The 24492-nt window shown below is 65.5% G+C and carries 21 protein-coding genes and 1 pseudogene; 7 read left to right on the plus strand and 15 right to left on the minus strand.

Annotated elements, in window-relative coordinates:
- The first annotated feature begins 19 nt into the window (after positions 1-19).
- Positions 20-1723, plus strand: coding sequence for an alkaline phosphatase D family protein (locus tag AC1D2F_RS18350; protein ID WP_476967350.1), 1704 nt, complete (start codon positions 20-22; stop codon positions 1721-1723).
- Positions 1724-1800: 77 nt separating this feature from the next.
- Here the strand turns inward: AC1D2F_RS18350 and lepB are convergent, their stop codons facing one another.
- The 5 genes from lepB to AC1D2F_RS18375 all read right to left on the minus strand — a co-directional run bounded on the left by lepB (position 1801) and on the right by AC1D2F_RS18375 (position 7544).
- Positions 1801-2301 carry a signal peptidase I gene (gene lepB, locus AC1D2F_RS18355; RefSeq protein ID WP_229995308.1) on the minus strand — a complete coding sequence of 167 codons (501 nt, stop codon included), beginning with the start codon at positions 2299-2301 and terminating at the stop codon, positions 1801-1803.
- Positions 2302-2306: 5 nt separating this feature from the next.
- The gene (locus AC1D2F_RS18360; protein ID WP_364742872.1) at positions 2307-3794 is read right to left on the minus strand and encodes a multicopper oxidase family protein; all 1488 of its coding nucleotides are present in this window, start codon (positions 3792-3794) and stop codon (positions 2307-2309) included.
- A 230-nt stretch (positions 3795-4024) separates the two neighbouring features.
- Positions 4025-5275: a sensor histidine kinase gene (locus AC1D2F_RS18365; protein WP_364742869.1), complete on the minus strand. Its 1251-nt coding sequence runs from the start codon at positions 5273-5275 to the stop codon at positions 4025-4027.
- An 85-nt stretch (positions 5276-5360) separates the two neighbouring features.
- Complete coding sequence (locus AC1D2F_RS18370; RefSeq protein ID WP_476967351.1) at positions 5361-6863, minus strand: response regulator; 1503 nt, start codon at positions 6861-6863, stop codon at positions 5361-5363.
- Between the two features lie 168 nt (positions 6864-7031).
- Complete coding sequence (locus AC1D2F_RS18375; protein WP_476967352.1) at positions 7032-7544, minus strand: hypothetical protein; 513 nt, start codon at positions 7542-7544, stop codon at positions 7032-7034.
- A gap of 202 nt (positions 7545-7746) precedes the next feature.
- Here AC1D2F_RS18375 and AC1D2F_RS18380 point away from each other — a divergent pair, with 202 nt between their 5' ends.
- The gene (locus AC1D2F_RS18380) at positions 7747-9888 is read left to right on the plus strand and encodes a PKD domain-containing protein (RefSeq protein WP_364742860.1); all 2142 of its coding nucleotides are present in this window, start codon (positions 7747-7749) and stop codon (positions 9886-9888) included.
- Positions 9889-9979: 91 nt separating this feature from the next.
- Positions 9980-10231 carry a hypothetical protein gene (locus AC1D2F_RS18385; RefSeq protein WP_364742858.1) on the plus strand — a complete coding sequence of 84 codons (252 nt, stop codon included), beginning with the start codon at positions 9980-9982 and terminating at the stop codon, positions 10229-10231.
- A gap of 38 nt (positions 10232-10269) precedes the next feature.
- Here the strand turns inward: AC1D2F_RS18385 and AC1D2F_RS18390 are convergent, their stop codons facing one another.
- From AC1D2F_RS18390 to AC1D2F_RS18405, 4 genes are all read right to left on the minus strand, one after another.
- Entirely contained in the window at positions 10270-10572 is a 303-nt protein-coding gene (locus AC1D2F_RS18390; protein WP_229995296.1) for a hypothetical protein, read from the minus strand.
- A gap of 97 nt (positions 10573-10669) precedes the next feature.
- Positions 10670-11944: an MFS transporter gene (locus AC1D2F_RS18395; RefSeq protein ID WP_229995309.1), complete on the minus strand. Its 1275-nt coding sequence runs from the start codon at positions 11942-11944 to the stop codon at positions 10670-10672.
- A 128-nt stretch (positions 11945-12072) separates the two neighbouring features.
- A complete protein-coding gene (locus AC1D2F_RS18400; protein WP_476967353.1) occupies positions 12073-12588 on the minus strand; it encodes a hypothetical protein in 516 nt (171 codons plus the stop codon).
- Positions 12589-12660: 72 nt separating this feature from the next.
- Positions 12661-12972, minus strand: a complete 312-nt coding sequence (locus AC1D2F_RS18405; protein ID WP_229995298.1) for a hypothetical protein — start codon at positions 12970-12972, stop codon at positions 12661-12663.
- Positions 12973-13154: 182 nt separating this feature from the next.
- Between AC1D2F_RS18405 and AC1D2F_RS18410 the strand changes: the two genes are divergently transcribed.
- Entirely contained in the window at positions 13155-14003 is an 849-nt protein-coding gene (locus AC1D2F_RS18410) for an alpha/beta fold hydrolase (RefSeq protein ID WP_476967359.1), read from the plus strand.
- Positions 14004-14064: 61 nt separating this feature from the next.
- Here the strand turns inward: AC1D2F_RS18410 and AC1D2F_RS18415 are convergent, their stop codons facing one another.
- Complete coding sequence (locus tag AC1D2F_RS18415; RefSeq protein WP_476967354.1) at positions 14065-15171, minus strand: DUF3616 domain-containing protein; 1107 nt, start codon at positions 15169-15171, stop codon at positions 14065-14067.
- Positions 15172-15376: 205 nt separating this feature from the next.
- On the opposite strand from AC1D2F_RS18415, the gene AC1D2F_RS18420 reads away from it, so the two are divergent.
- On the plus strand, positions 15377-15757 hold the full coding sequence (locus tag AC1D2F_RS18420; RefSeq protein WP_476967355.1) for an Ig-like domain-containing domain: 381 nt from the start codon (positions 15377-15379) through the stop codon (positions 15755-15757).
- A gap of 152 nt (positions 15758-15909) precedes the next feature.
- Here the strand turns inward: AC1D2F_RS18420 and AC1D2F_RS18425 are convergent, their stop codons facing one another.
- The 4 genes from AC1D2F_RS18425 to AC1D2F_RS18440 form a co-directional block, all read right to left on the minus strand.
- A complete protein-coding gene (locus AC1D2F_RS18425) occupies positions 15910-17895 on the minus strand; it encodes an aconitate hydratase (RefSeq protein ID WP_476967356.1) in 1986 nt (661 codons plus the stop codon).
- A gap of 384 nt (positions 17896-18279) precedes the next feature.
- On the minus strand, positions 18280-19341 hold the full coding sequence (locus AC1D2F_RS18430; protein ID WP_229995303.1) for a hypothetical protein: 1062 nt from the start codon (positions 19339-19341) through the stop codon (positions 18280-18282).
- A gap of 118 nt (positions 19342-19459) precedes the next feature.
- Positions 19460-20659, minus strand: a complete 1200-nt coding sequence (locus AC1D2F_RS18435; protein ID WP_476967357.1) for a thiolase family protein — start codon at positions 20657-20659, stop codon at positions 19460-19462.
- A 33-nt stretch (positions 20660-20692) separates the two neighbouring features.
- A complete protein-coding gene (locus tag AC1D2F_RS18440; protein WP_476967358.1) occupies positions 20693-22114 on the minus strand; it encodes an NAD-dependent succinate-semialdehyde dehydrogenase in 1422 nt (473 codons plus the stop codon).
- A gap of 181 nt (positions 22115-22295) precedes the next feature.
- Here AC1D2F_RS18440 and AC1D2F_RS18445 point away from each other — a divergent pair, with 181 nt between their 5' ends.
- Positions 22296-23102 (plus strand): enoyl-CoA hydratase/isomerase family protein, encoded by an 807-nt coding sequence (locus AC1D2F_RS18445; protein ID WP_229995305.1) that lies wholly within the window; start codon positions 22296-22298, stop codon positions 23100-23102.
- Positions 23053-23937, plus strand: a complete 885-nt coding sequence (locus AC1D2F_RS18450; protein ID WP_229995306.1) for a 3-hydroxyacyl-CoA dehydrogenase family protein — start codon at positions 23053-23055, stop codon at positions 23935-23937. The genes AC1D2F_RS18445 and AC1D2F_RS18450 overlap by 50 nt, the downstream gene beginning before the upstream one ends.
- A 130-nt stretch (positions 23938-24067) precedes the next feature.
- Here the strand turns inward: AC1D2F_RS18450 and AC1D2F_RS18455 are convergent.
- Positions 24068-24492 (minus strand): annotated as a pseudogene (locus AC1D2F_RS18455) (hypothetical protein); the annotation flags it as partial.

Genomic DNA, 24492 nt, shown 5'->3' on the forward strand with positions numbered 1-24492 from the left:
GAGCGGGTACAACTGATTCATGACAACCTCCCCCTTGGTGCTCGGCCCTATGGTGCGGTACGTGGATGAGACGTCGGCGAGTGTCTGGGTGGAGACCCATTCTGCTGCCCGGGTTTCCATCCGTGCCGGCGGCAGGGACTGGGCCGCGCGTACGTTCGCAGTGCACGGTCACCACTACGCCCTGGTGGAATTGGACGGTCTGGAACCCGGTACGGTCACGCCTTACGCCCTCGATGTCAACGGAACACAGGTCTGGCCCGATCCCTCGTCCGGGTTCCCGCCGTCCATGATCGCCACGCTGACCACCGGCAAGCCGCTGCGGTTGGCCTACGGCTCCTGCAGGACCAGCGTGCCGCACGATGCCTCCGGCAACCGGACCCACGGCGTGGACTCACTGCGCGCCTACGCACTGAGGATGGCCTCCGGGGGTGACCTGCCGTGGCCGGATCTGGTGGCCTTCCTCGGAGACCAGGTGTRCGCCGATTTGACCAGCGAGCAGATGCAGGAGTTCATCCGCGCCCGACGGGACATTAAGGCACCCCCCGGCGAAGAGCTCAAGGACTACGAGGAGTACGCCCACCTTTACTTTCTGGCCTGGTCCGACCCCGCGAACAGGTGGCTGCTGTCCACCCTGCCCAGCGCCATGATCTTCGATGACCACGACATCCGCGACGACTGGAATACCTCGCTGAGCTGGAAGAAGAAAATGGAAGCGACCTCATGGTGGCATGAGCGCATAGTCGCGGGGCTGGCCTCGTACTGGGTTTATCAGCATCTGGGGAACCTGTCGCCGCAGGAACGGGCGGACGATGCTGTCTGGCGGAGGATTGTCCGGCACGCAAGCGAGGATGAGATCGACGTTGGCGCAGAGCTTGACAGCTTCGCGGAGCGGGCTGATCGGGACCCGAAATCCTACCGGTGGAGTTACTGCCGCGATTTCGGGGACACCCGGCTGATCGTGGTTGACTCCCGCGCAGCCCGGGACCTGACGCCGGACGACCGGGCGCTGGTTGACTCGCCGGAAATGGCCTGGGTCGATGCCCGGATGCGTGGCGGTTTCCGCCACGTGCTCGTGGCGACGTCCCTGCCTTTCCTGTTGCCGATGGGCCTGCACTACGTCGAGTCGTGGAATGAGGCCGTCTCTGAAGGTGCGTGGGGAAAACGTGCTGCCCGGGCCGGCGAGAAGGTGCGCCAGGTGCTGGACCTTGAACACTGGGGCGCATTCCAAAACAGCTTCCGGGAAATGGCGGCCATGGCGAGCGAGGTGGCCGATGGCAAACGCGGCCCGGCACCGGAAACCATCACGTTCCTTTCCGGGGACGTCCACTACTCCTACGTTGCGGAAGTGGACCGTGCCTCGGGCAGCCGGATCCTGCAGGCGGTCTGCTCCCCCATCCGCAACCCGCTGCCCCGACTGATGAGGTCCTTCGCGGCCATCATGTCCTACGGTCTGGCCACGCCGGTGGGCGCCTTGGTTGCGCGCTCGGCAAAGGTACCGGACCCGCCGTTTCACTGGTCCGGCGTCAGGGGTCCGTGGTTCCAAAACAACCTGGCCCACTTGGAGGTGGTACCGGAAGGGCTGAAACTATGGTGGGAGACCGGCGTCGTGGACGGCGGCGATCACCAGCATCCCGGGCTGGAGCGTGTTGCTACCCTCACGGTGTCTGCGCGGAGCGCCCAGGACCCCGTTCAGGGGCAGCAGGGACAGCAGCGAAACGCATGACTGCAGCGGAAGCGGATCACGCGCGGCAGCGGGCGTCACCGCCGCAGTCCGGGACGCGTCGACTTTTGGCCGGCCAGCTACTTTTGCCCGGTCAGCAAGGTGCCTTGGATCGCCGCTATCGGCACTGCTCCGAAGTCCCTGGAATCTATTGACACGCCGCGGTTGTCCCCCAGGACGAAGACACTTCCGGCAGGTACCGTCTCGGGCCCGAAGTATGTGCCGTCTATTCGGCTGTGATCGATGAATGGCTCGACGACGGGAACTTCATCGACGAACAGTTCCGAATCCCGGATGGCTACCCTTTGCCCCTCTCCCGCAATCACGCGCTTGATCACCGTCCGGCCATCGACGGGGCTGGCAAAGGCGACGACGACGCCATTGCGGATCAGGCCCGCAGCTGCCGCCGGCTTGTACACGAACACGACGGCGCCCGGGGGAATCGTGGGGGCCATGCTGTCCGAGGAGACTGCCACGGGTTCCACCAGCCAGGTGCGGACAGCAAGGACAGCCAGGACGGGGATCAAAGCAGCTACCAGGAGCCTGCGCCGCGAGCGGCTGCCAAGGCCGGCCTGTTCCACCGCGTTCAATCCCGCTCATCGTCCCAGGCAGCCTTCGCCGCCGTCATGGGATCGTCCGCGTCCCAGTCGCTTTCCGTCAGGCCCACCCGGAACTGGACCATCATGTCGTGGTCCTCATGCGGCAGGTTGTGGCAGTGCATCATATAAAGGCCCCGGTGAGGCGTGAACTTCATCAGGAGCCGGACAGTCTCGTCCTCCCCGACGTACACCACGTCCTTTGGGCCGCGCTCGTGGGCCAGGGGCGGCGCCCCGTTGCGGCTGAGGATCTGGAAGTCCACGAGGTGGATGTGGAGGGGATGGAACCAGCCGCCGGACCTATTCTCGATCTCCCAGATTTCCACGGAGTTGAGGTCGGGATCGGCGATGACCTTCTTGTAGCCGCTGGCGATGACGTCCTGCCAGCTGTCGTCATTGATGGTCCACATGTTGGTGGAGTCGTTCCGTTTGACCCGGAACTTGCGTGTCTTCACGGATTGCCCTGGCTGTAGCGACATAGCCTCGCTGGTGGCGAGGGTGGTCGGGATCCGGTTCCACGTGGGGTCCGAGGTGTCCACCGGCTCGTCCGTGACGTCGAAGGCCATGATCTTGTTGGTGAAGTCGTAGTCCACGTTGTTCTTATTGGACAGGTTGCGGAGTTCAATCCGTTGCCCCGCCTTGTATTTCCGGAAGTCGACGAGGATCTCGTACCGTTCCGCTCCACCATGGCGCCAGTTGCCCACGGTCTTGGCCACAGGGACCAGGCCGCCGTCGGTAGCCACCACCACGACCGGATCACCGGTGCTGAGCGTGGGCCGCAAGGAGCGCGAGATGGAAGCGTTGAGGATCCGGAATCGGTAGACACGTTTCTGCACCTTCATGACCGGCCAGGGCCTGCCGTTGACGAGGATCACGTCCCCCCACAGCCCAGAGTGGCTGTTGTCGTCATAGCCCAGGGAACCGTCCGCGGCGAACATGGCATCGCTGACCGTCAGCGCGATGTCGAAGTTGCCCTGCGGGAGGAGCTGCCGTTCCACGGGATCGTGTAAGTGGTACTGCGCGGCGAGCCCCGAATAGGCATTCAGGGCCGTGAAGTGGACGCCGTGGTCGTGGTACCAGAGGGTGCGTGCCGGCTGGAAGTTGGGGTAGTGGTAGTCCTTGTAGAATCCCGGGTGCGTGATGTCGCTGGCGTAACCGTCGAATTGCGGCTTCGAAGCAGAACCATGCAAATGGGTGGACGTGGACAGGGCGTGTCCGTCCAGCGCATGCTCGGCCGGCAGCTGGTTCCGAATCCTCAGTACGGCTTTGGTGCCCTGATCCAGGCTGATCGTCGGTCCAGGGAACGAGCCGTTGTAACCCAGGATGGGAGTGCTCAGCCGGGGCAGAATGTTGGCCTTAGCGGCTTTCTGGGTCAGTTTGTAATAGTTGACGGGCAGGCCGTCCGCGGAGTCTGTACCCGAGGCGTAGGGCTGAAGTACCGGTGCCTGGACAAATGCCGTCTGGAATGGTTTCGGCATGTCGCTGGAACTTATGCGGCTGGCCGACTTGGCTTCGACCGAACCGGTTGGCAACATGGCGCCACCGGYTCCGAGAATACCCAGGCCCCCGATCAACAAAACCTGACGACGTGAAATGGACATGGCCGGTCTCCTTCGTGTTCGTCTACCAGACTTTGCAGGAACCTGCTTGGAGATAGCCTGAGACCGATTCCGCGACCTTGGGAGAAGCCTGTGAACGTGCGTGCGAGTCAGCGGGCCGCCGCAAGACGCGGTTGCAGCCGCGCTGTCACGGTGGTTCCTGCGCCTGGGACGCTGAGAATTTCCAATGCTCCGCCCGCTTCACGGATGGTGTCCTGGAGTATCCGCAGGCCAAGATGGCCCTCGGCGGACCCATGTGAGGTGTCGAAGCCCTTGCCGTTGTCCGAAATGCTTATTTCGGCGCCGTGTTGGTCTGTCCGCAGCGAGAGCACCACAGTGGTTGCACCGGAGTGTTTTGCGCTGTTGGAGAGTGCTTCCCGGGCCACGCGGTATAACAGCGCGGACGAACCACGGCCAAGCGGGACGTCGTCCGGGATCAGCAGATGCACCGTGAGGCCGCGTTCCTGATGCGGCTCCACGAGCCGTTCCAGAGATGTCCGCAGCCCCAGTTGTTCAAGATCGGGCGGATACAGCTCCTGCGTCATGGCCCGCAGGGCGCGGACGCTCTGTTGCAGTATTGTCCGGGCTCCGCCAAGGACCGGCCGCTGCTCGAGTGGGCCGTGGAGCTCTTCTGATTCAAGGGCATAGCCCAGCCCGGAGAGGTCCTGGATCACTTCATCGTGCAGGTCCCGGGCGATCCTGCGCCGCTCGAGGTCGGAGGCCTCAACAGCGCGCTTAAGCAACCGGTTCCGGGATACCTGATGGTCCTGGATGCCGCGGGCCAGCCGGATGGCGGGGGGCAGTTGGGCGAGCTGCAGTGCCGCCAGGGCGAGCAGCAGGGGCGGGATCATGCTGTACAGGACTGCTTGTTGCTCGTCACGCACCGGGTCGTCGTCGTAGTAGGCCTCAAAGATCAGTGGTGTACCGTCGGTGGCCGAGGAACTGACGTAGACCTCCACGAGTTCTCCCGAGGCCAGCTCGTACTCATTCTCCAGTTCCTGCTGGCTTTCCAGGGAAGCCGTCCCCGGCCCCCCGGCCAAGAGGTCCCGGCCCCAGTCGGGCAAGTCGAAGCGTTGTCCCACGAGCGAGCGAATGTCCGAATACACGACTCGGCCACTGCTGTCCCACACCTTGATTCGCAGCACCGAGGCGTCGTTTCGCCATGGCTGCAAGGCCTTGTCCAGTGCGTCCAGCGCGGATCTGTCCCTGGCGAGCAGGTCCTGGTTCACGAGCGGTCTAATGGCAAGGTCCGCCACGCGTTGGGTGAGGAGAAGGGCATTGTCCAGGGCGTGCCGCTCCGCCTCGGCCCGGATCCAAAATGCAACCGGAGTCGCCACAATCAGCAACGCAAGAAAGCCCATCAGCAGGAATTTCGCCACGGCGGCCCGGACCAGGAAGCGTTCAGCTGTTCCCCGAAGGTGATCCGGCTTAGTGCCATCCTCAGGTTCAGAAGGCCTGGACATCGGACTTCACGCGCAGGATGCCCCGGACTTCAGCCTCAGCCATGGCTTCACTTTGGGTGTGCGAGCCCAGTTTGGAAAAGATGGTTTTGACGTGGCCGCGGCAGGCGCGGATCGAGATGCCCAGGCTGTTGGCGACCATCCGCACCTCATGCCCCTCGGACATCAAACGCAGAACGTCCAGCTCGCGGGGGCTGAGGGGTGGTCCAGGAGGGAACCCGGCGCTCACAGCGGGCGGGGCTCCGATCTGCGCCACCAACGAGGGATGCACCACCATGTTTCCTGCCCGGGCGTGCCGGAGAGTGTCGAGCATCGTGGCCAACGAGCCGTCCTTGGGCAGGAACCCGCATATTCCGATGCCCGCCGCCTGCCGCAGGACATCCTGGGACGGATCGCCTGTCAGCATGATGATGCGGGTATCCGGGCGGTGTTCCAGGATGTCGGCCGCGGCCGACAGCCCATCGCCGTCCGGCAAGTGATAGTCCATGACAACGACGTCGGGCTCCAGTTCGCGGCACATCTGTACGCCGCTGGCCACGGAAGCCGCGGAGCCAACGCTGCGAAGGTCCGGTTCCCGGTCCAGCGCGCCCGTCAGCAGTTCGGTGAAAGTCTTGTGGTCATCGATGGTCAGGATCCGCAGGGTGGCCTCGCCGGCTCCTGCTTCGCCGGCGGGGGTGCCCGCGGCGGATGCCTGGCCCGCGGGAGCTGCGGCAGCCGGTATTACGGCTCCGCCGGTCAGCCGCAGGAGGCGCGTGTGCGCGGCACGCAGGGTATCGCCCGGGGTGCACCCCATTTCCTGGTGCAGTGTGCGCCTGCATTGTTCAAAGGCCTTCAGCGCTTCGAGCGGCTGCCCTGATTCCTCCAGCCCCAGGACCAGGGAGGACCAGGCGCTCTCGCTGAGAAGATCACTTTCCAGGGTCTCCCTTGCCCAGTGGACCGCGCGCTCGGGCTGATGCAGCGACAGCGCCAATTCGGCGGCCTGCGCCCGGGCCCTGCAGACCCGGTGCTCATGGTTGTCCCGTTCTTCCTCGGCCCAGGGTGCCGTCAGCTCATCCCCCAGCAACGGCGCGGATGCCATGCCCAGTGCTTCCTGCAGGAGCTCCAGGGCATCGCCGGGCTCGCACCTCGAGGCCCGGCGAAGTAAGTCATTAAAGCGGCCGACGTCCAGGTCTACGAGGGCGGGATCCATGACATAGCCGCCCGTGACGGTCCGCAGCGGACCGGACTTGCCCTGGCCGGGCTGCACACGTCGCCGAAGGACGCTGACGTAGCTTTCCAGCGTCGGCAGCGCCTCTGCCGGTGGCCGCCCGGACCACAGCACGTCGATGAGGCGGTCCTTTGATATGGGCGTGCCGAGATTGAGCAAGAGTATTTCAAGGACTTGCCGGGGCTTGGGGCCGCCAAGCTCGCCGGCATCGATGACTTCGGCGCCGCGCCGGATTCGCAGTGGACCGAGAAGTCGGACTTCGAGGACGCACTGTGGCAACACGTCCCCCGTGGTTGATGGACCGGCACTCTCTTGGGTCGGGGTGGGGAGCATGGCAGACCTGCATTTCGGACGGAATTAATGTTCCCCAGTTTTTTCCATCGAGCCAACCTCGGCACGAGTATCCGCTACTCATCTTTCCGGGCATTACGGCCAATCTGCGACAGGTAGTCAGCCGCGTCCCCGGTGGTGCGCCGCCCCCAAAGACAGCCCCGGCCCGCCCGGCACCTCCAGCATCAGATCGATGGCCCGGTCCGGAAGCTCGAACACAAGCGTGGCGGTGAGGCTTTGCCCTTGGGGGACGTTCGCGGGGCCGGGAGAAAACCAGATCGCTTTCCTCGTCCCGGTTCCGAGGCCTGACACGGAGTAGTCAGCGGGATCATAGGAGAGGCCGCCTGCTTCCAGCGCCGTCAGCTCCACGAGCAGGCAAACCCGGTGAAGCCCCTCGGAGGGTGGATCGGCGAGCGCGGCGGAGGCGGCCGTAGGCAGCCCTCCGCCGCTCTCGACCGGCACGACGCCGTTGATCCGCGCCAGTCCCCCAGTGATGCCTGCTGAGGCGCCCAACGGGGAGGGCGGTTTTCGCGGAGCAGCGGTGACGACGCTGGCAACAAGGGCCCCTAGAAGGACGAGCAGGACTACCGGAACGAAGATTTTCGCGCGCTGAAGCGTGGCTACCTTTGACATGTGGACTAGCTTCCCCGGAGTGCCCTAGGGAAACCCTTGGAACCCGCGGCGTCCGGGCACCGGCCCGCGGCAGCAGGTTCGCCTCATCACAGGATTGTTACAAGTCCCGATCCATACCGTGACGCTCACAAGTGCGCCGGCCGGCGCACCCTGTTCCTCCCGCCAGGGCGGAGGGGCGAAAAAGCACAGGATGGATGTCGTGATGAAACGAATACTTGCGTTCCTTATGGCGATTTTCGCGGTCGTCTCTTTGGCTGGCCTGGCCTCGGCCGCCGTCGGCCCTCCCGGAGTCAACGGGCCCGGACTCGCGGAGGCCGGCCCCGTGGATGCGACGGACGGCTACCCGGTCTGGTATCGCGACCATACCGGTCTCAGACTGGAGAAGTGCATCGCGCAGGCCGATCCGCTGTGCCCGGCCCGCGGTGCGCTGCCCGATGAAACCGCGCCGGTGTCCTTCCCGGACAACTACCCGGATGAGGGTTTCTACTCGCTGACCACCGGCACGATGGACACAGCAGGCGGTGGAAAAGCGCTCGCCGTGATTGCGCTCGAGCAGGCATTCGGCAGTGGGCCGGTTGCCGACGGCGACCAGGTCACCTTTGCCCGGCTTCGGCTGAAAATCACGAATGTCAGGGACGGGGTTGACTACAAGTTCACCACGCCGGCGGGGACCAAGACCGTCCGGACGTCGAAGCCGGGCATCGTCTTCGACACTGAGGACATCGGCATCGGCGGAAAGGGAGACTTCTCGGGCGCCCTGGGTGGAAGGATCGGACCGTTCCTGACCTGGGATACCTACCCGACCGATCCCGCCCTCAAGCCCGATGCCAACGGCAAGGCCACGTACGTCGGCGATGGCACCACCCCCCACAAGATCACGGGCAGCCCGTACGGGTCCAATATCTTCCGCATCGAGGGTCCTGGCATCAATCCGGGAACCACGGATGCATGCCCTTCGGTTCCGGGACCGGTGGCGGACTGCGTAGAAACCGACCTTTTCACGGTGCAGGGAAAGCTCGCGACCAACAGCGGTGTGGCCCCGGAGCGGGCGACGTATTCCCGGTCATCGCTCAACTCAGGGACGGTGGATGTCTTCGCATCCAGCGAATCCGGACCCCAATCAATTCAGCTCTCTGACTCGTCCGCTTCCGGCGCGGTCTTCAGCCCGACGGCGCTGGAGGGATCCGGCGGCAAGTACTTCGCCAGGATCGCTTTTGACGGACCCCAGCCACCGGCCACGGTCACTGTCACGAACTCGAGCGACGTTCCGGCGTCGGCGAAGAAGATCGACGTGGTTGACAGGGTCAGCGGCAAGGCCACCTTCAACACCGACAGCGCTGTTCTGTCGATCGAAGCCGTGTCCAGCGATACAGCGGGCGGGCGGACCTTGACCGCCCTCGGGTTCGGCGAGCTCGCATCGGGTTCCCTGGCCTCGGGCCCCCTCGCGGCTCCCCCAGTTTCTGTGACCGTTCGGTCCGACGGCAAGGGCGAAGTGGTGTTGCCCGTCGAGGTGACGGGCAGCGCCCGCACTCCGATTCCAGTGGCGGCCCAGGCCGGCGCCGACCAAACGGTCCACGAAGGTCAGAAGGTCGACCTGGACGGGTCCGCCTCCAGCGGTCCGGTGTCCACATACTCGTGGACCAGCCCGACCGGAATTGTCCTGAGCGATCCCAACGCGGCCCGGCCCAGCTTCACGGCACCCGCGCCGGGAGACTACGTCTTTTCCCTCACGGTCAACGGGCCGGGCGGGCCCAGCACGGCAACTGTCACCGTGACGGTCACGGCCTCCGTCCCGGCGGCGGCGAACGCCGGACCAAACCAACAAGGCGTGCAACGCGGAACCAAGGTCACCTTGGACGGCAGCGGTTCTACCGGTGCGGCTACCTATTCCTGGACACAGGTTGTGGGCCCGGGCGATCCCAGGGCCACCCTCGCCGGTGACACTTCCGCCCGTCCCTCGTTTACGTTCCCGCTCTACAAGTTCCCTGCGAGTTCAGGCGCGCTGACCTTCAAGCTGACGGTAGGAAGCCCTGACGGATCCTCAAGCGACGCCCAGGTGACGGTCACCCCGCGGGCGGACACGGTGGCGGTTACCTCCGCCCGCTACACGGCCAGCAAGCGCGAATGGCGGGTGGACGGCACAAGCTCCATCCCGGCCGGCCAGGCGGTAACGGTACACCTCGGCGGATTGGACGGAACCGTCCTGGGTACGGCCGTCGTGGACGCCACGGGATCGTTCGCCCTACGAGTTACTTCGACTGTTGTCGGCCGGGCCGGTCAGAGCGTGAGCGTTGAGTCCCCACTGGGCGGCACCGCAACCGGCTTTGCCGTCCGTGTCCAGTAACCATCCTGCCGCCGGACCCCGGGAGGCGGCCGCCAGGCCGGCCGCTTCCCGGGACCTCGGTGCCAGGCATGCTGACTCTGAAGGACACGGTGTGGCGCCACCGGCGTCGTCCTCCGGAACCGCGTCCGATGCGTACGCAGGCACGTCCCTGCGGCTGCAGGTGCTCGAAATCATCGACAGCCTCCTCAACAGCGCCGGGCCGGAACTGGAGGAACACCGGGTCCTTCTGCGAAGTCACCTCAAAGAGCATCCCTGGGACCCGGAAACCGCCCTGTTGCGGTACCTCTGGGACCGCGAACAGCACCTTGCCACTCCACCCGGGCTGCCAGGCGCCCACAGGTAATGGCCTCGCCGGAGCAGACCATTCAACGAAGGACGCGCTTAGGGGGCGCCCACGTTCTCGATGGCGACCGTTTCGATGATTCTGGTCGATGGCTCACCAACCAGCGCCGGAGCTGTCACACCAGTTTTCCACGTGTCGTTCTGCAGCCGGCCCAGGAAGTCCACTGCAGCCGCCTGCGTATCGAAATCCATCTCGAGCATCACATAGTCTTGCTGGTCAATCGGGCGCGAGATCCGGTATGACCGCACGCCCGACGCGGCGCGGTCCAGCGGATCACTGTCAAAAGCCCGCCGCCACATGGCAAAATCCCGGACCTGGTGTTCGATCTGCAGGGTAATCACTGAGGCGCTCCTGTCGACGGTTCTACACGCCCAACTGTAGGCCCGGAAGGCCTCACCAAGTAAGGCGCCCAGCCGAAGTGTTATACCGGAAAGCGTCCTACGCTGGCTGGGATCCGGTGTTCGTCGAACTGGTCGGGGCGTTGGCCTGATCGGCCTGGTTGCGCTGCCGGCGGCTCGCCAGCAGGAAGGGCACTGCGATCAACTCGATCGCGCCGCCGATCGCCAGCGAGGCCGGGTAGCCGTACACATCTGCCGCACGACCGAGCAGCGGCTGCACCACCACGCCACCGCTTGAGCCCATGAGCGAATCGAAGCTGAGCACTGTTGCCCGCTGCTTTGAGGCGATCATGTCGTTCAAGTACGCCTGCCGCACCGGGATGCCCGCCGACGCTACCAGCGCCCAGAGCGCCAACAGCACCAGGGCCACCCAGAACACCTGGGTGAACCCGAGCACCGCCAGGATCACAGCACCCAGGATGCTGCTCAGGATCAGCACGGTGGTGCGTCTGCGGACGAGGCGCCGGACGCGGGGCGCCATCCAGCCGCCAACCACCTGCGCTCCGGCCACGATGGCCGCCGCCAGGCCTGCGACGGAATACGCGTGAGGATCCCCGAACAGATTGAGCAAGTATGGCTGCAGGGCGTAAAACACATAGATCCCGACGCCGGCGCTGAACGGCGCGGCCAGCATCACGTACCGTACGGGCGGATTCTTCAGGCCGTTCTCGATCGAGGCGGCGAGCACAGCTCGGGTTGCCTGAAGAGGATGGGTCGAGCGTTCGGGGGTGAATCCGACGTCGTGCATGAGCGCAAAGGCCACCGCGAACATGGCCAGCAGCACGCCCACGCGCAGCAGAAACGGCACGCCCAGATTGGTGGCCTGCGCGATCACGCCGCCGGCCACAGAGCCGGCGAGCATCGCGACGCCGGACACCATCTGGCCCCGCCCGAGCACGGCCTCCATCCCGCCTTCATACCCCGAGAAGCGCAACGCATCGACGAGCCAGGCCTCGACCGCTCCAGAGAAGAAGGTGAAGCCCAGGCCGAGCAGGACCGAGACCACCGCCCACCACCAGAACGGGGCGGAAAACTGCCACAGCAGGTAGTAGAAGTAGGTCGAGACGGCCAGGGTCACGGTTCCGAGCAGGAACGATACGCGGCGCCCCCAACCGTCGGCAACCACCCCGGTGGGCACCTCGAACAGCACCATGCCGGCCGTGAAGAAGGCGTTCGCGGCAAAGGCCTCGAGGTTGCTGAGTCCGGCATCCAGCAGGAAGAGGGTGTTGATCCCCCAGATGAACGAGGCCGCAAGGGTATTGCCCAGCGTCAACGTCAGATAGATGCGCTGAATCTTTCGGGCGGCGGCGTTCATCACATCGCCGTCCCCGCCGGGGCGAGGAGGGAGCACGAGCCCATTCTCGTCTCCCCTGCCGGCACGCGCCAGAGCAAATCAGGCTGGGGGCATAACGCGAACGATCGAGCCGAAGCGGCCCGGCCAGCTCAGCTGCCCTGGTTCGTGTAGAACGACCGACGGCGGGCGTACTCATGGACCCGGTCCAGGGTCGCGATCTGTTCGCGTGCCTTCGTGGCCAGTCGGTCGAACCTGGCCCCGTCCAGTCCCAGATCGCCGGAGAGGTCGTGCAGCGTCTGCCACAGCCCCAGTTTTCCCATGATCGCCGACCGCATGAGCTCGGACTCCAGCACCAGCGTCGTCGGCGAGCGGCTCACTACGCGCCCGTTGAGTTTGAGTCGGCCGGCACGCTCGGCGACCCACGCCGCCGCCCGCCGCGGAGTTCGCCGCGGCAAGCCAAAATCCCCCACCAGTCCGCGTACATACTCCCGCTCTTCCCGGATCTGGGTGGCGAGCGCCGCAAGTTCGGTGTGGAAGGGAGTGTCCGTGAAGTCGCGCGCCATGCGCTCTATGCGGCCCTGCCCCGCTGTGGCCCCCGCGAGGTGGTCCGAAAGGTAGAGTCCGAACAATTTCTTATCGACTGCGCCGGAAATCTGGGGTGCCATGGAAGCTCCACTCTGATGGAAGAGTTGCTTGGGGATCACCACCCTACAGGAGCCTCCAAGACGCCCTGAAGGTTATCGGGGCTCGGACTCGTCGCGGGCCGGTGACCGCAGTGACCCGGCGTCCGGGTCCATGGCCACGAGACCGGTATCGTCCACCACTTCCGTCAGCTCCTGCGCGACGTCCGGCTTAAGCCAGGACGCCACCACGCTGACCCCGCCGCCGTCGTCGCGGTCAATCACGACGTCGATCTCGGAGGCGGCAGCCCCCATGCGCAACAGCTGTTCGCGATAGGACGCCTCCAGGGCAATCAGGCTTTCCTCGGTCCACTCCCCCGGCCGCATCCTCGTTGAGATTTCGACCGGTTCAGGCTGATACAGCGTCATGAAAGTCCTTCCCTTGGGGTTCGATCAGGGGCGAGCACGACCCCATTCTCGCCTCCTGCGCCGGTGGGCGCCAGAGCAGGCGCGTCGGACCGCCAGGCTTCCAGGGCGTTCCGGACTGCACGCCGCGGTGGCAGACTTTGTCCACCGGTGCAGTACCAATGAGGAGGATCCCCGTGGCCCACATGGCTGAGGCCCTTTTGCACGACGGCACGGCAATACCCATCCTGGTGAGCGGCGAAGGCCGTGCGCTGCTCATCCCGGCGGATTTGAGGCCGCGTTCCGCGTCGGAAGCCCAGACAATGCTCGAGTGGGGCGCGGACCCTGACCTCGGGCCGAACCTTGTGTCGGCTCTCTCGCAGTCCTATCGGGTAATCGCGGCCGACTACGAGGGGCACCGGATGGCGCACCCTGCGCCGGATACCCTCACCCCGGAGAACGTCGCCGCCGATTTCCTGGCTATCGCTGATGCGGCACACGCCGAAACCTTCGGATACTACGGTTACTCTTGGCTGGCCCTGTGCGGTTTGCAGTTGGCGATCCGCACAAATCGACTCTGGGCGCTCATCATGGGCGGATTCCCGCCGCTCGAAGGCCCCTACAAAAGCATGCTGGCGGTGACGCAGGCGGCCCACGCGGCGGCTGCCAGATCCTCGGAACATCCCCCGACGGTGAACCTCCCAGTGGAACCCGGCGACTGGGATGCCGCCACAATACAGATCAACGAAGCACAAACCCGCCAGTTCCTCACGCTGTACGAAGCGCTCCAAGACTTCGACGATTCAACTGTTGGCGTGGCGCCGGATCTGCCGCGGCTTGCGTTCGCCGGCTCCGCCGATCAAATCGTTTACGGACCCCGCTGGGGAGACGTGACGGTGCGAATCGGCGAACCTCTTGCTGCCCACGAGCGCGAGCTCATCGAGGCCGGGTGGGACGTGCACGTACTCCCCACACTCGATCACCTGAGCGCGATGCACAGCGACGTCGTCGTTCCTCTCCTGCAGGCCTGGCTCGGAACAGTGGGCCGGGAGTAGAAGTGGGCAGGGGGCAATAGGAAGACCCTCAACCCCGCGGCACCGTGGCGGCGGTGGTCCCCTACTTGCTGAGACGGAAGACATCGGCCTTGATCCCGTGGCGTCCTGTCTTGCGCTTTCCGGCCGGCGTCCCGTACAACACCAACGCCGACCTGCCGTCGCCGAGAACGGCGATCCCCTCGGCATGGTCCTCGCCCTCACCGAACGGCACGTCAAATTCGCAATGCAAGTCGGCTTTCGGCAGGACAGCCTCGGCCTTCGACGTCAGCGCGTCCCGCCAGCGAAACACGGCCGCGCGCCCGTCGAGCTCCATGGTGGGTCCCGCCAACACGAGCAGGTCCTCCCCGTGACGGCACAGATCCCGCACGCCCAAACCATGCAGGCGAAGGAAGTGCTTGCGGTAGCGACGATTCCCGGGACCGATCGGCTGCGGCTCCAGGCCGGCCCCGTCACCAACCTGGAGCTCTATGACCATCGCCCACCCACGCAACACCGGCCCGCGCAGACCGATGAACACCCGGTCGCCCGCTACGGCGAGGCCCTCGCAGTCAATGCCGTTGTCCTTGCCCGGGATCGGGCGACCGGTCTTCGAGGACTGAATGAAGCTTCCAAGGTGTGGGTCATCGGCCAGGAGATCCACCAAGTCCGCGCCCCGGCCGAGGCCCAGCACGGCGGGGTGCTGCTGCTGACCCGTCCGGCTGCCGCCCGGATCGAGGAGAACCTCGTCGGGATCGAGGAGGGTCTTAGTCGAAAGCCGGGCCAACACCCGACGGCGCTGGCTGACCTCCACCGTCGCCAGGGATCTCTGCGCCTCCGCGGGTGTGGAGTTGTTCTTGACCTGTTTGCGGGCCGAACTGTGCGATCCGACCAGCCACAGCGTGTCACGCTCGACATCGAGTCCTTCGATGTCCAACTCGCCCTTGTCTCCAGGCAGCTCAAGGACCTGGGTGAGATCGAAGCTGCGATGGGCGCGAGCCTGGTCGCCGTCCTCCAGCGTGAGCCGCTCGAGACTGGTCGTCTCATCATTGGCGACCCAAAGGTGGGGCCCCTGGCGGGCGACGGCAGACAACCCATCGCGGAGGTCAGCCTTCGGATCGAGGGTGCTGCGCTGATCGAGTACGAGGGTGATGTCGCCGGAAGGCTCGTCCGGCCGCGGCCATCCGCTCACCGCGGATCACCCATCCTCGTCAGCAGCAGTCGGTCCCACAATTGAGCTCCCATGCTTCATCACGTCACCATCATCATCCACCCGGCGGGCGGGCGAGGCCACAGCACCCCGCCACCCGGAATACCGGACACCCCTGGTACGGGCTGGTACCGTCTGGCCCGATGTCGGGCCCAAGATTTCTCCAAGTCTCCGCCCGTAGCGTCCTGTGCAACTCGACGGGCTGAACGTCTGCGTCAGGGGCATGCCTGTGCGCACACGGGGAATCAATCCCCTTCAGCCCGCACCTGCGGACGGATCGAAGCTCGCCCGAACTGCGAATATCACGGCAACCTTCAGCGAAGCCGTCGCCGGCACCAGTACCGGTAACCACTTCGACTTGCGCAACGCCACCACGAACGCCATGATCCCGGTTGAGGCGTTCTCCTACAACGCCGTTACGCGGGTAGCCACGCTGAACCCGAACGATACGCTGGCCGCCAACACCAAGTACACCGCCACGCTGACCAACGGTTTGTATGGCGGCATCCTCGACGCTGGCGGCAATCCCCTCCAGACCACTCGTTGGAGCTTCACCACCGGCCCGTAACGCGCGGCCGCAGGATGAAGTCACGGCCAGCGAGCACAGTGCTCCCTAGCCAGCGGGGTTCTTAAAAGGCAACTCCCCTGAGGAGCTTCAACCGGCCCGGATACCCCGGAGGGCAGCTCCTGCCGCCGTTCGCAGCGATGGCAGCCGGGCACTCACGCGCTAGGCCGGGCCGCGGCGTCCCGCGCTCTCCGTTCACGCAGCCAGGGGATGAGGCCACCGGCCAGGAGCATGTCCACCTGACGATTGGAGAGGCTGTGCCGCACAGGGTAGACCTCGCCGCGGGTCTCGTTCTGGACCAGGATCTCCGTGCCTGTGACGAGGGCGTCATGTATGCCTGTCAGCAGGAGCACATCGCCTTGTTCGATACGGTCGTGATCGGCGGGATTCGTGAACTCGAGTGCGAGGACGCCGAAATTGGCCAAGTTCTGCCAGTGGATCCGCGCGAACGAGACGGCCACCACTGCACGCAGCCCGAGGAAGCGCGGAGTGATCGCTGCATGTTCCCGTGAGGATCCCTGGCCGTAGTTGGTGCCGCCGACCAGGATGTGGCCTGTCGAGTCGCGGGTTCGTGCGGCGCGGGCGGCGTAGGTGGGGTCGACCTGGTCGAAGGTGAATTCGGCGAGTTTGGGGATGTTGCTGCGGTAGGGCAGAACGCGCGCTCCGGCCGGCAGAATCTCATCCGTCGAGACATCGTTGCCCACAACCAAGGCGACTGGCGCCTCGATACGGTCGGCGAGGGGACCGAAGACCGGAAGCGAGGAGATGTTGTCGCCCTTGACCAGTTCCACTTTGCCGGCTTCCTCCGGCGCCAACGGACTCTCCAGCATTGACAGGTTCACGCTCGACACCCCGGGAAGTTCGATCTCGGGATATTCGAGGTCGAAGAGCTCTGTCAGGTCCCGCGGATCGGTGACAACTCCGGTGAGTGCGGCCGCGGCGGCCGTCTCCGGTGAGCACAGGTAGACCGAATCCTCCTTCGTGCCTGAACGGCCGGGAAAGTTGCGGGGCATCGTGCGCAGGCTGTTGCTTCCGTTCGCGGGGGCCTGGCCCATACCGATACAGCCCATGCATCCGGTCTGATGCAGCCGGGCTCCGGCGCTGATCAGATCAAACGTGGCCCCCATCTTGGTGAGGTCCTGCAGGACCTGTCGGGAACTCGGATTGACGTCGAAAGACAGTCCGGGGTGGCACTGCCGCCCCTTCGTGATTGCGGCGACCATTGCGAAGTCGCGCAGGCCCGGGTTCGCTGAGGACCCAATCACCACCTGCGCCACTGCCCTGCCTGCGACCTCCCGCACCGGAACGACGTTGCCGGGCGAGCTGGGCAGGGCGATGAGCGGCTCGATGGTGGCGAGGTCGACCTCTTCGGTCACGTCGTAGGTGGCATCGGAATCGGCGAGGAGTTCGGTGAAGTCGCCCTCGCGCTGTTCGGAGCGCAGGAAGGCCCGGACCTGGTCGTCGGCCGGGAAGACCGTGCTCGTCGCACCGAGTTCGGCGCCCATATTGGCAATCACGTGCCGGTCCATCGCACTCAGCGTGGCGAGGCCGGGACCGTAGTACTCGATGATCCGGTCTCTGCCGCCCTTCACGCCGTGCCGGCGCAGCATTTCGAGAATGACGTCTTTGGCGCTGGTCCACGGTGGCAGCTTGCCGGTAAGCCTCACGCCCCAGATCTCCGGCATCTTCAGGTAGAGCGGCTCCCCCGCGATTGCCAGGGCTACCTCGGTCCCGCCGACCCCGATTGCCAGCATCCCCAGTGAACCTGCGGCCGGGGTATGGCTGTCGGAGCCGACCATGGTTTTGCCCGGGACGCCGAACCGCTGCATATGAGTCGGGTGGGAGACTCCGTTTCCGGCCTTCGAGAACCACAGGCCAAACCGGCGGCAGGCCGAGCGGAGAAAATCATGGTCCTCCGCATTCCTGCTGTCGGCCTGCAACAGGTTGTGGTCCACGTACTGCACGGACACTTCTGTTTGTGCCTGGTCGAGACCGAGGGCCTCCAGTTCAAGCATGACCAGCGTCCCGGTCGCGTCCTGGGTGAGGGTCTGATCGATATGCAAACCAATCTCAGACCCGGGCGTCATCTCTCCGGCGACCAGGTGGGATGCGATGAGCTTTTGGGCCACGTTGTAGGCCACGGCGGGCTTCCTTACTCGATGGCGAGGCCGGACGCATCCGTCGGCAACTAACCGGCCACCGGGCACTCTCCCTTATCCCCAAAATAGCCCACTCCGGGCGCCGGGAACAGTAGAGATCAGGCGCCCCTGGCAGGGAAGCCCGGGCGGTACAGGCACGCTAGGGAAACGTTAAGACTTTCTCGGTCCGGCCCACGCGCCGGTATCCCGAGGTAGCGTGAAGGGTGCGTCGTCCCTGCAGAGTCCCCCAACGATGCAGGGGCGGCGCCTCGCACCCCGGCCGGTTCGGCATTCGTGCTCAACTGCGCTACGCCTGTCGCCGGCCGCTGCCCCGTCTGCCAGTCATCGCAGCGCTGCCGGCCCCGGGGCCGCTGCCGCGTATGTCAGTCATCGCAGCGCTGCCGGCCCCGGGACGCTTCTGGTGTTCCAAGAGCTGAGGAAGGCCAGGGCCGCAGCCAATCCCGCACTGAGCACAACGGCTCCCAGCCACATCGACACGGGCCATTGAATCGATGACGCCAGGGCGATGCCGGCCAGTTGGCCCGTCCAGATAAGTGCCGCCAGTATTGCGGTGACCGCAGGCAACCGGCGTCTCAGCCACGGCCCCGCCCGTAGGGCCAGCAGCAGGTCCGCCACGACCGCGATTATCGTGGCCCCGGCCGCACCGGCGACCGCTGCCGGGCGCAGCCCCGACATGGCCAGGGGCAGCCACGCCACCACGGCGACCAGGATGGTGGCTATGCCGTAAGGCGGCCGTCGGGCCCCGGAGAGGGTGTAGAGGAAGGGGGCGATGATCAGCGCTGTGGTCACCAGATAGCTGGCCAGTCCGAGGGCCGGGGGCAGCTCAGCCTGGGTGTGCCCGGGGCTCCCGATCGGCGTCTGTAGATATGGGACGGCCGGCGGGGTCCGGACGAAGGCCGAGCAGTAGATCAGGAAGAAGGAGCCCAGTCCGGTCAGCAGGGCGAGCGACAGTACCGCAGGCGGCGACCATTTGAAGGCCTCTGAGCCGCTGGCGGCCCGCGCACTACGGATACCTGTGCCGAGGATGAGGAAGAGGCTGAACCCCAGCAGCAAGTGTGTGGGGCTCACCAGAGCATCGAGGGAGACTTCGATGCCCAGGATCTCGTGCCAGGCCAGATCCAGAACGCCGGCGACTGCGAAGAGGGCGAGTCCGATCACCGTGCCCTGGTAGCCCGCCGGAACCGCCCGGGTCAACGGCCTCCCGGGCTGACGGTTCCTCCAGATCACGCTTGCCGTCCACGCGGCGGTGGCCACGAGGCCCGAATAGAGCGCCGCGTGCCAGGGAGTGAAAAAGGTTTCCAGCCCGGGAACGTGCATGTGGGCCCAGCCGTCCAGGAAGACGGCCAGGAGGAGCCAGATGCCCAGCAGTTCCGTCACAAGATCGTTCCGCGCCCCTGCCCGGAGAGTCCGTGCTGCCGTGTCAACCATGGTCTCTCTCCTCGCACTCAACGTGCCTCCCCAGACTGCCGGGGCGGCCCGTATCTTGCTCCGGCCGAATGGTTAAAGCTTGGACCTCCCGGTGTCCAACCGCCAGTGCCGGAACGGCTCAGCCCTTGACTCCCGAAGTTACGTTTTCGAGCACGACGGCGAGGCCCTGGCCGACGCCGATGCAGATCGCGGCGACGCCCCAGCGCTGCCCGGAGGCCTGCAGGGACCGGGCCAGGGTGCCGAGGATTCGGCCGCCGGAGGCGCCGAGCGGGTGGCCCATGGCGATCGCGCCGCCGTGCCGGTTCACGATCGCGGGGTCGATGCCCCAGGCGTTGATGCAGGCCAGGGACTGCGCGGCGAAGGCCTCGTTCAGTTCGACGGCGCCGACCTGGTCCCAGCCGATGCCGGCCTTGGCGAGGGCCTTGTTCGCGGCCTCCACGGGGGCGTAGCCGAAGTACTGCGGGTCGTTGGCGTGCGCGCCGCGCCCGGCGATCCGGGCCAGCGGGTCCAGGCCCAGGATCGCGGCGGCGGCCTCGGATCCGAGCCAGGCCGCGGAGGCGCCGTCGGAGAGAGGGGAGGCGTTACCGGCTGTGACGGTGCCGTTCTCGGTGCGGAAGACGGTTTTGAGCCCGGCGAGCTTCTGGGCCGAGGACCCGGCCCGGATGCCCTCGTCGCGGACCAGGTCCGTGCCCGGGACCGGGGCGACGAGGTTGTCGTAGAAGCCCTCGTCCCAGGCTGCGGCGGCGAGGTTGTGCGAGTTGGCGGCGAATTCGTCCTGCGCCTGGCGGGTCACGCCGTATCTTTCGGCCAGCCGTTCGGTGGCCTCGCCCAGGGAGATGGTCCATTCCTTGGGCATGGCCTTGTTCACGAGGCGCCAGCCCAGCGTGGTGGAGGCCAGGGTGAGGTCCCCGGCCGGGTACGGCTTTTCGGTCTTGGGCAGCACCCAGGGCGCGCGGGACATCGATTCGGCGCCCCCGACCAGCACCAGGTCGGCGTCGCCCGCGTTGATTTGGCGCGAGGCAATGATCGCGGCGTCCAGGGATGAGCCGCAAAGCCGGTTGACGGTGGTACCGGGAATGGACACCGGAAGGCCCGCGAGCAGGGTGCCCATCCGGGCGATGTTGCGGTTTTCCTCGCCCGCGCCGTTGGCGTTGCCGAACACCACCTCATCGATCCCCTCCACGTCCAGCCCCGGGGCGCGCTTCACCGCTTCCCGGATCACGTGCGCGGCGAGATCATCCGGACGGACCCCGGCAAGGCCGGAACCGAACTTCCCGAACGGGGTCCGGACGGCATCGTACACATAAGCCTGATTCATACTTTCCTCGTATTCCTTCTCGCCGTCGTCGGCCTAAGCAGCCGGGATCCGGATGAGCTTTTTGTTGGCGAATTCGTTGATGCCGTATTGCGCCAGTTCACGGCCGACGCCGGAACGCTTCACCCCGCCAAAGGGAAGGTCAGCGGCACTGCGGCTGATGCTGTTGATCCAGACCATTCCGGTCTCCAGTTGTTCGGCCAGCCGCTGGGCGGCCTCAACATCGGTGGTGAAGATGGAGCTCGAGAGGCCGAAGGGCGAGTCGTTGGCCAGGTCAACGGCAGCTTCGGGAGAGTCCACCCGGTAGACCACGGCGGCGGGGCCGAAGATCTCTTCCGAATAGGCACGCATTTCCGGCGTCACACCGGTGAGGACTGTTGCGGGGTAGTAAGCGCCTGATCCGTTGGGGGCGCCCCCACCCGTGACGGCAGTCGCGCCCTTGGAAACCGCATCCTGGACCAGCTCCGCGATTTCGTCGACGGAGGCCCGGGATGACAGCGGCCCGAAGGTCGTCTGCGCATCGGTCGGATCGCCCGGCGCGATCTTGGACATGGCCTCCGTGTAGCGGCGCAGGAACTCGTCGTAAATGTCACCGACAATGATGAAGCGCTTGGACGCTGTGCAGGCCTGGCCGCCGTTGTACATCCGGCCAGCAACGGCTCCGGCCACGGCCTTGTCCAAATCAGCATCCGGCAGCACGATGAACGGGTCAGAGCCGCCAAGCTCCAGCACATACTTCTTCAGATGGCGGCCGGCAATTTCCGCGACGGCGGATCCGGCCTTCTCGGACCCTGTCAGGGAGACGCCCTGCACCCGCGGGTCGGCGATCATGGTGGCAATCTGGCCGCTTGTGGCAAACGCGTTGATATAGACATCGCTCGGAAGCCCGGCGTCGCGGAAGACAGCCTCGATGGCCAGTGCCGACTGCGGGCAGTTGCGTGAGTGCTTGAGGACCACGGTGTTGCCCAGCACGATGTTGGGTGCGGTGAAACGGGCGACCTGGTAGTAGGGGAAGTTCCAAGGCATGATCCCGACCAGCGGTCCGATCGGTTCGGTGCGGACGACGGCCGAGCCGGGTCCGCTGATCTCCAACGGTTCATCGCGGAGGAAGCGCTCGGCGTTGTCTGCGTAGTAGGCGTAGATCGCGGCCACGAGGGCAACCTCGCCGCGCGCTTCGGCGATCGGCTTGCCCATCTCCAGGGTCAGCAGGGCGGCGAGTTCTTCGGATCGTTCACGGTGCAGTTCCGCGACGCGGCTCAACACTGCGGCCCGTTCGGCCAGCGGCGTTGAGCGCCAGTTACGGTATTCAGTGAAGGAGCGCTTGAGTACGTCCTGCACTTCCTCGTCGGTGAGTGTCGGGAACTCGGCAACGCGTTCTCCGGTTGCCGGGTTGATGGTCGCGTAGTTGCTCATGATCCGGAACTCTTTCTGCAGGTACGTCCTTGTCTTAGCAATCACGATCCCAGCTTCCGGCTATGCAGTCCAATACTTATTAACCGCATGATCAATGTGATTTATGGATCAATGGCAGTCGGCCTCGGGCGCTCACACCTCAACTCCACATCTATTAGTTTTCCGCAATAATTGAGCACTCATTAGGTATTGGACGCTGAGTAATCAGCGGTGCCATGGTGGGCTAGTGAAGACGATCAAGATCCACGACGCCGGCGCGACCGTCCATGTCGAACTCAACAGGCCAGAAGTCCGCAACGCCATAGACCAGCTCATGGTGAACGAGTTGCACACCTTATGCGCGGATTTGGAGCGGAATCCCAAAATCCTCATCCTCTCCGGGGCGCAACTCCCCTCCGGCGGCATCTTTGCTTCCGGTGCGGACATCGCCCAACTCCGGGAACGGCGCCGTAATGATGCCCTGGCCGGCATCAATTCCGGTCTCTTCCAGCGAATCTCCAGGCTGCCAATGCCTGTGATCGCTGCGATTGACGGCTTTGCGCTCGGCGGCGGCGCTGAACTTGCTTACGCGGCAGACTTCCGGATCGCCACACCGCGGGCAAAGATCGGCAATCCCGAAACCGGGCTCGGCATCCTCGCTGCCGCAGGCGCCGGCTGGCGCCTCGTGGAACTCGTGGGCGAGCCCCTGGCCAAGGAAATACTGCTCACCGGGAAAGTGCTCGACGGCGCAGAGGCGATGGCTGTCCGGCTCGTCACCGAGCTGCATGAACCAGACCAGCTGATCCCCGCAGCCTTCGCCCTCGCGGCCAGGATCGCGTCCCAGGATCCGCTCGCGGTCCGCCTCACCAAGAGTGTCCTCCATGCACCAAGATCCGCACACCCGGCCATTGACGAACTCGCCCAAGGCATCCTCTTTGAATCAGAGGCAAAGTTTGAGCGGATGCAGGCATTTCTGGACCGAAAAAACACAAAGGAACCAGCACATGACCATTTCCACTTCCACGTCACAACCAGAAACCCCGGGCGTTCCTAAGAACGTAGGCGTCCTCGGCGGAGGCCGGATGGGTGCCGGCATCGCGCACGCCTTCCTTGTCGCCGGAGCGGCGGTGACCGTCGTCGAACGTGATGCTTCAGCCGCCGCAGCTGCCCGCGACCGCGTCACCGGCACACTGGCCAAAGCCATTGAGAGGGCTGCCGTCACCGAAGATCTTGACTCGCTCCTCAGCAGGTTTGCGGTCTCGACGGACGCCGTCGACTTCGGCAGCGCGGGCCTTGTTGTCGAAGCCGTTCCCGAGGACTTCAAGCTCAAGCAGGACGCGTTGCTCAATGCTGAGCGCAACCTTGGCGCGGATGCCTGGATTGCCACCAACACGTCCTCGCTGTCCGTCGCGCGGCTGGCCGCCTCACTGCGCGGGCCGGAGCGGCTCTGCGGGCTGCACTTCTTCAATCCGGTCCCGGCGTCAACGCTGGTGGAAGTCGTCCTTGGCCCACAGTCCGCCCCTGAACTCGCGGACGCCGCTACCAACTGGGTGCGCGGGCTGGGTAAGACCCCAATAGTGGTCAACGACGCACCCGGCTTCGCGAGCTCGCGTCTGGGCGTTGCACTGGCACTGGAAGCCATGCGAATGCTGGAAGACGGGGTGGCAAGTGCCCAGGATATCGACGCCGCCATGGAACTCGGCTACCGGCACGCATCCGGACCACTGCGCACCACGGACATCGTGGGCCTGGACGTCCGCCTCGGAATCTCCGAATACTTGCACGAAACGCTCGGCGAACGGTTCGCCCCACCACGGATCCTCCGCGAGATGGTGGCGCGAGGCGAGCTCGGACGCAAGTCCGGCAAGGGGTTCTACGACTACTCCTGAACTCAGGTACTGGATGGCGGCCAGCGATTCTCGCTGGCCGCCATCCTGCTCAACAGAGCAGTCGCGGCTGCGGCGTCCTTCGCGCGACGAATCGCTGACTCTCAGCACCAGGCACCACACAACTCGTCACTCAGACGCATTGAAGTAGGCCGGATTCCGGGGAGGGGCTGCCCCGGGGTACTGACCAGCCCGGATTGTCCGTGTCCACCGACGGTAGTGGGTGCGCGGCGGTGAATTGGTGCCATTCCGGGAAGGGGTCCGGGGGCAGGTCCGGTTCGGGATCCCGGTCGGGTTCCCGGCCGGGATCCTGGCCGGTTTCCTGGCCAGGGTGCCCGGTGAATGCCGGGTCCGGACGAAGTCCTGGACCCGTGGGCAGGCTGCGGTCCGGGAGCGTGTCTGCGGCCGGGATATTGCGTGGCCAGTGGGGTGGTTCCCAGTCCTGGTGCTCGCTGGGGTAGTGCCGGCCGGACGGTGAAATCCAGCCCGGCGGGTGGTCCTTGCCGGCCCGGGTGGGTTGCCAGGCGGAGCCGTGTTTGAGCCGGTGATGCCTGGGGC

The organism is Arthrobacter sp. P1_B3 (genome assembly GCF_056406615.1).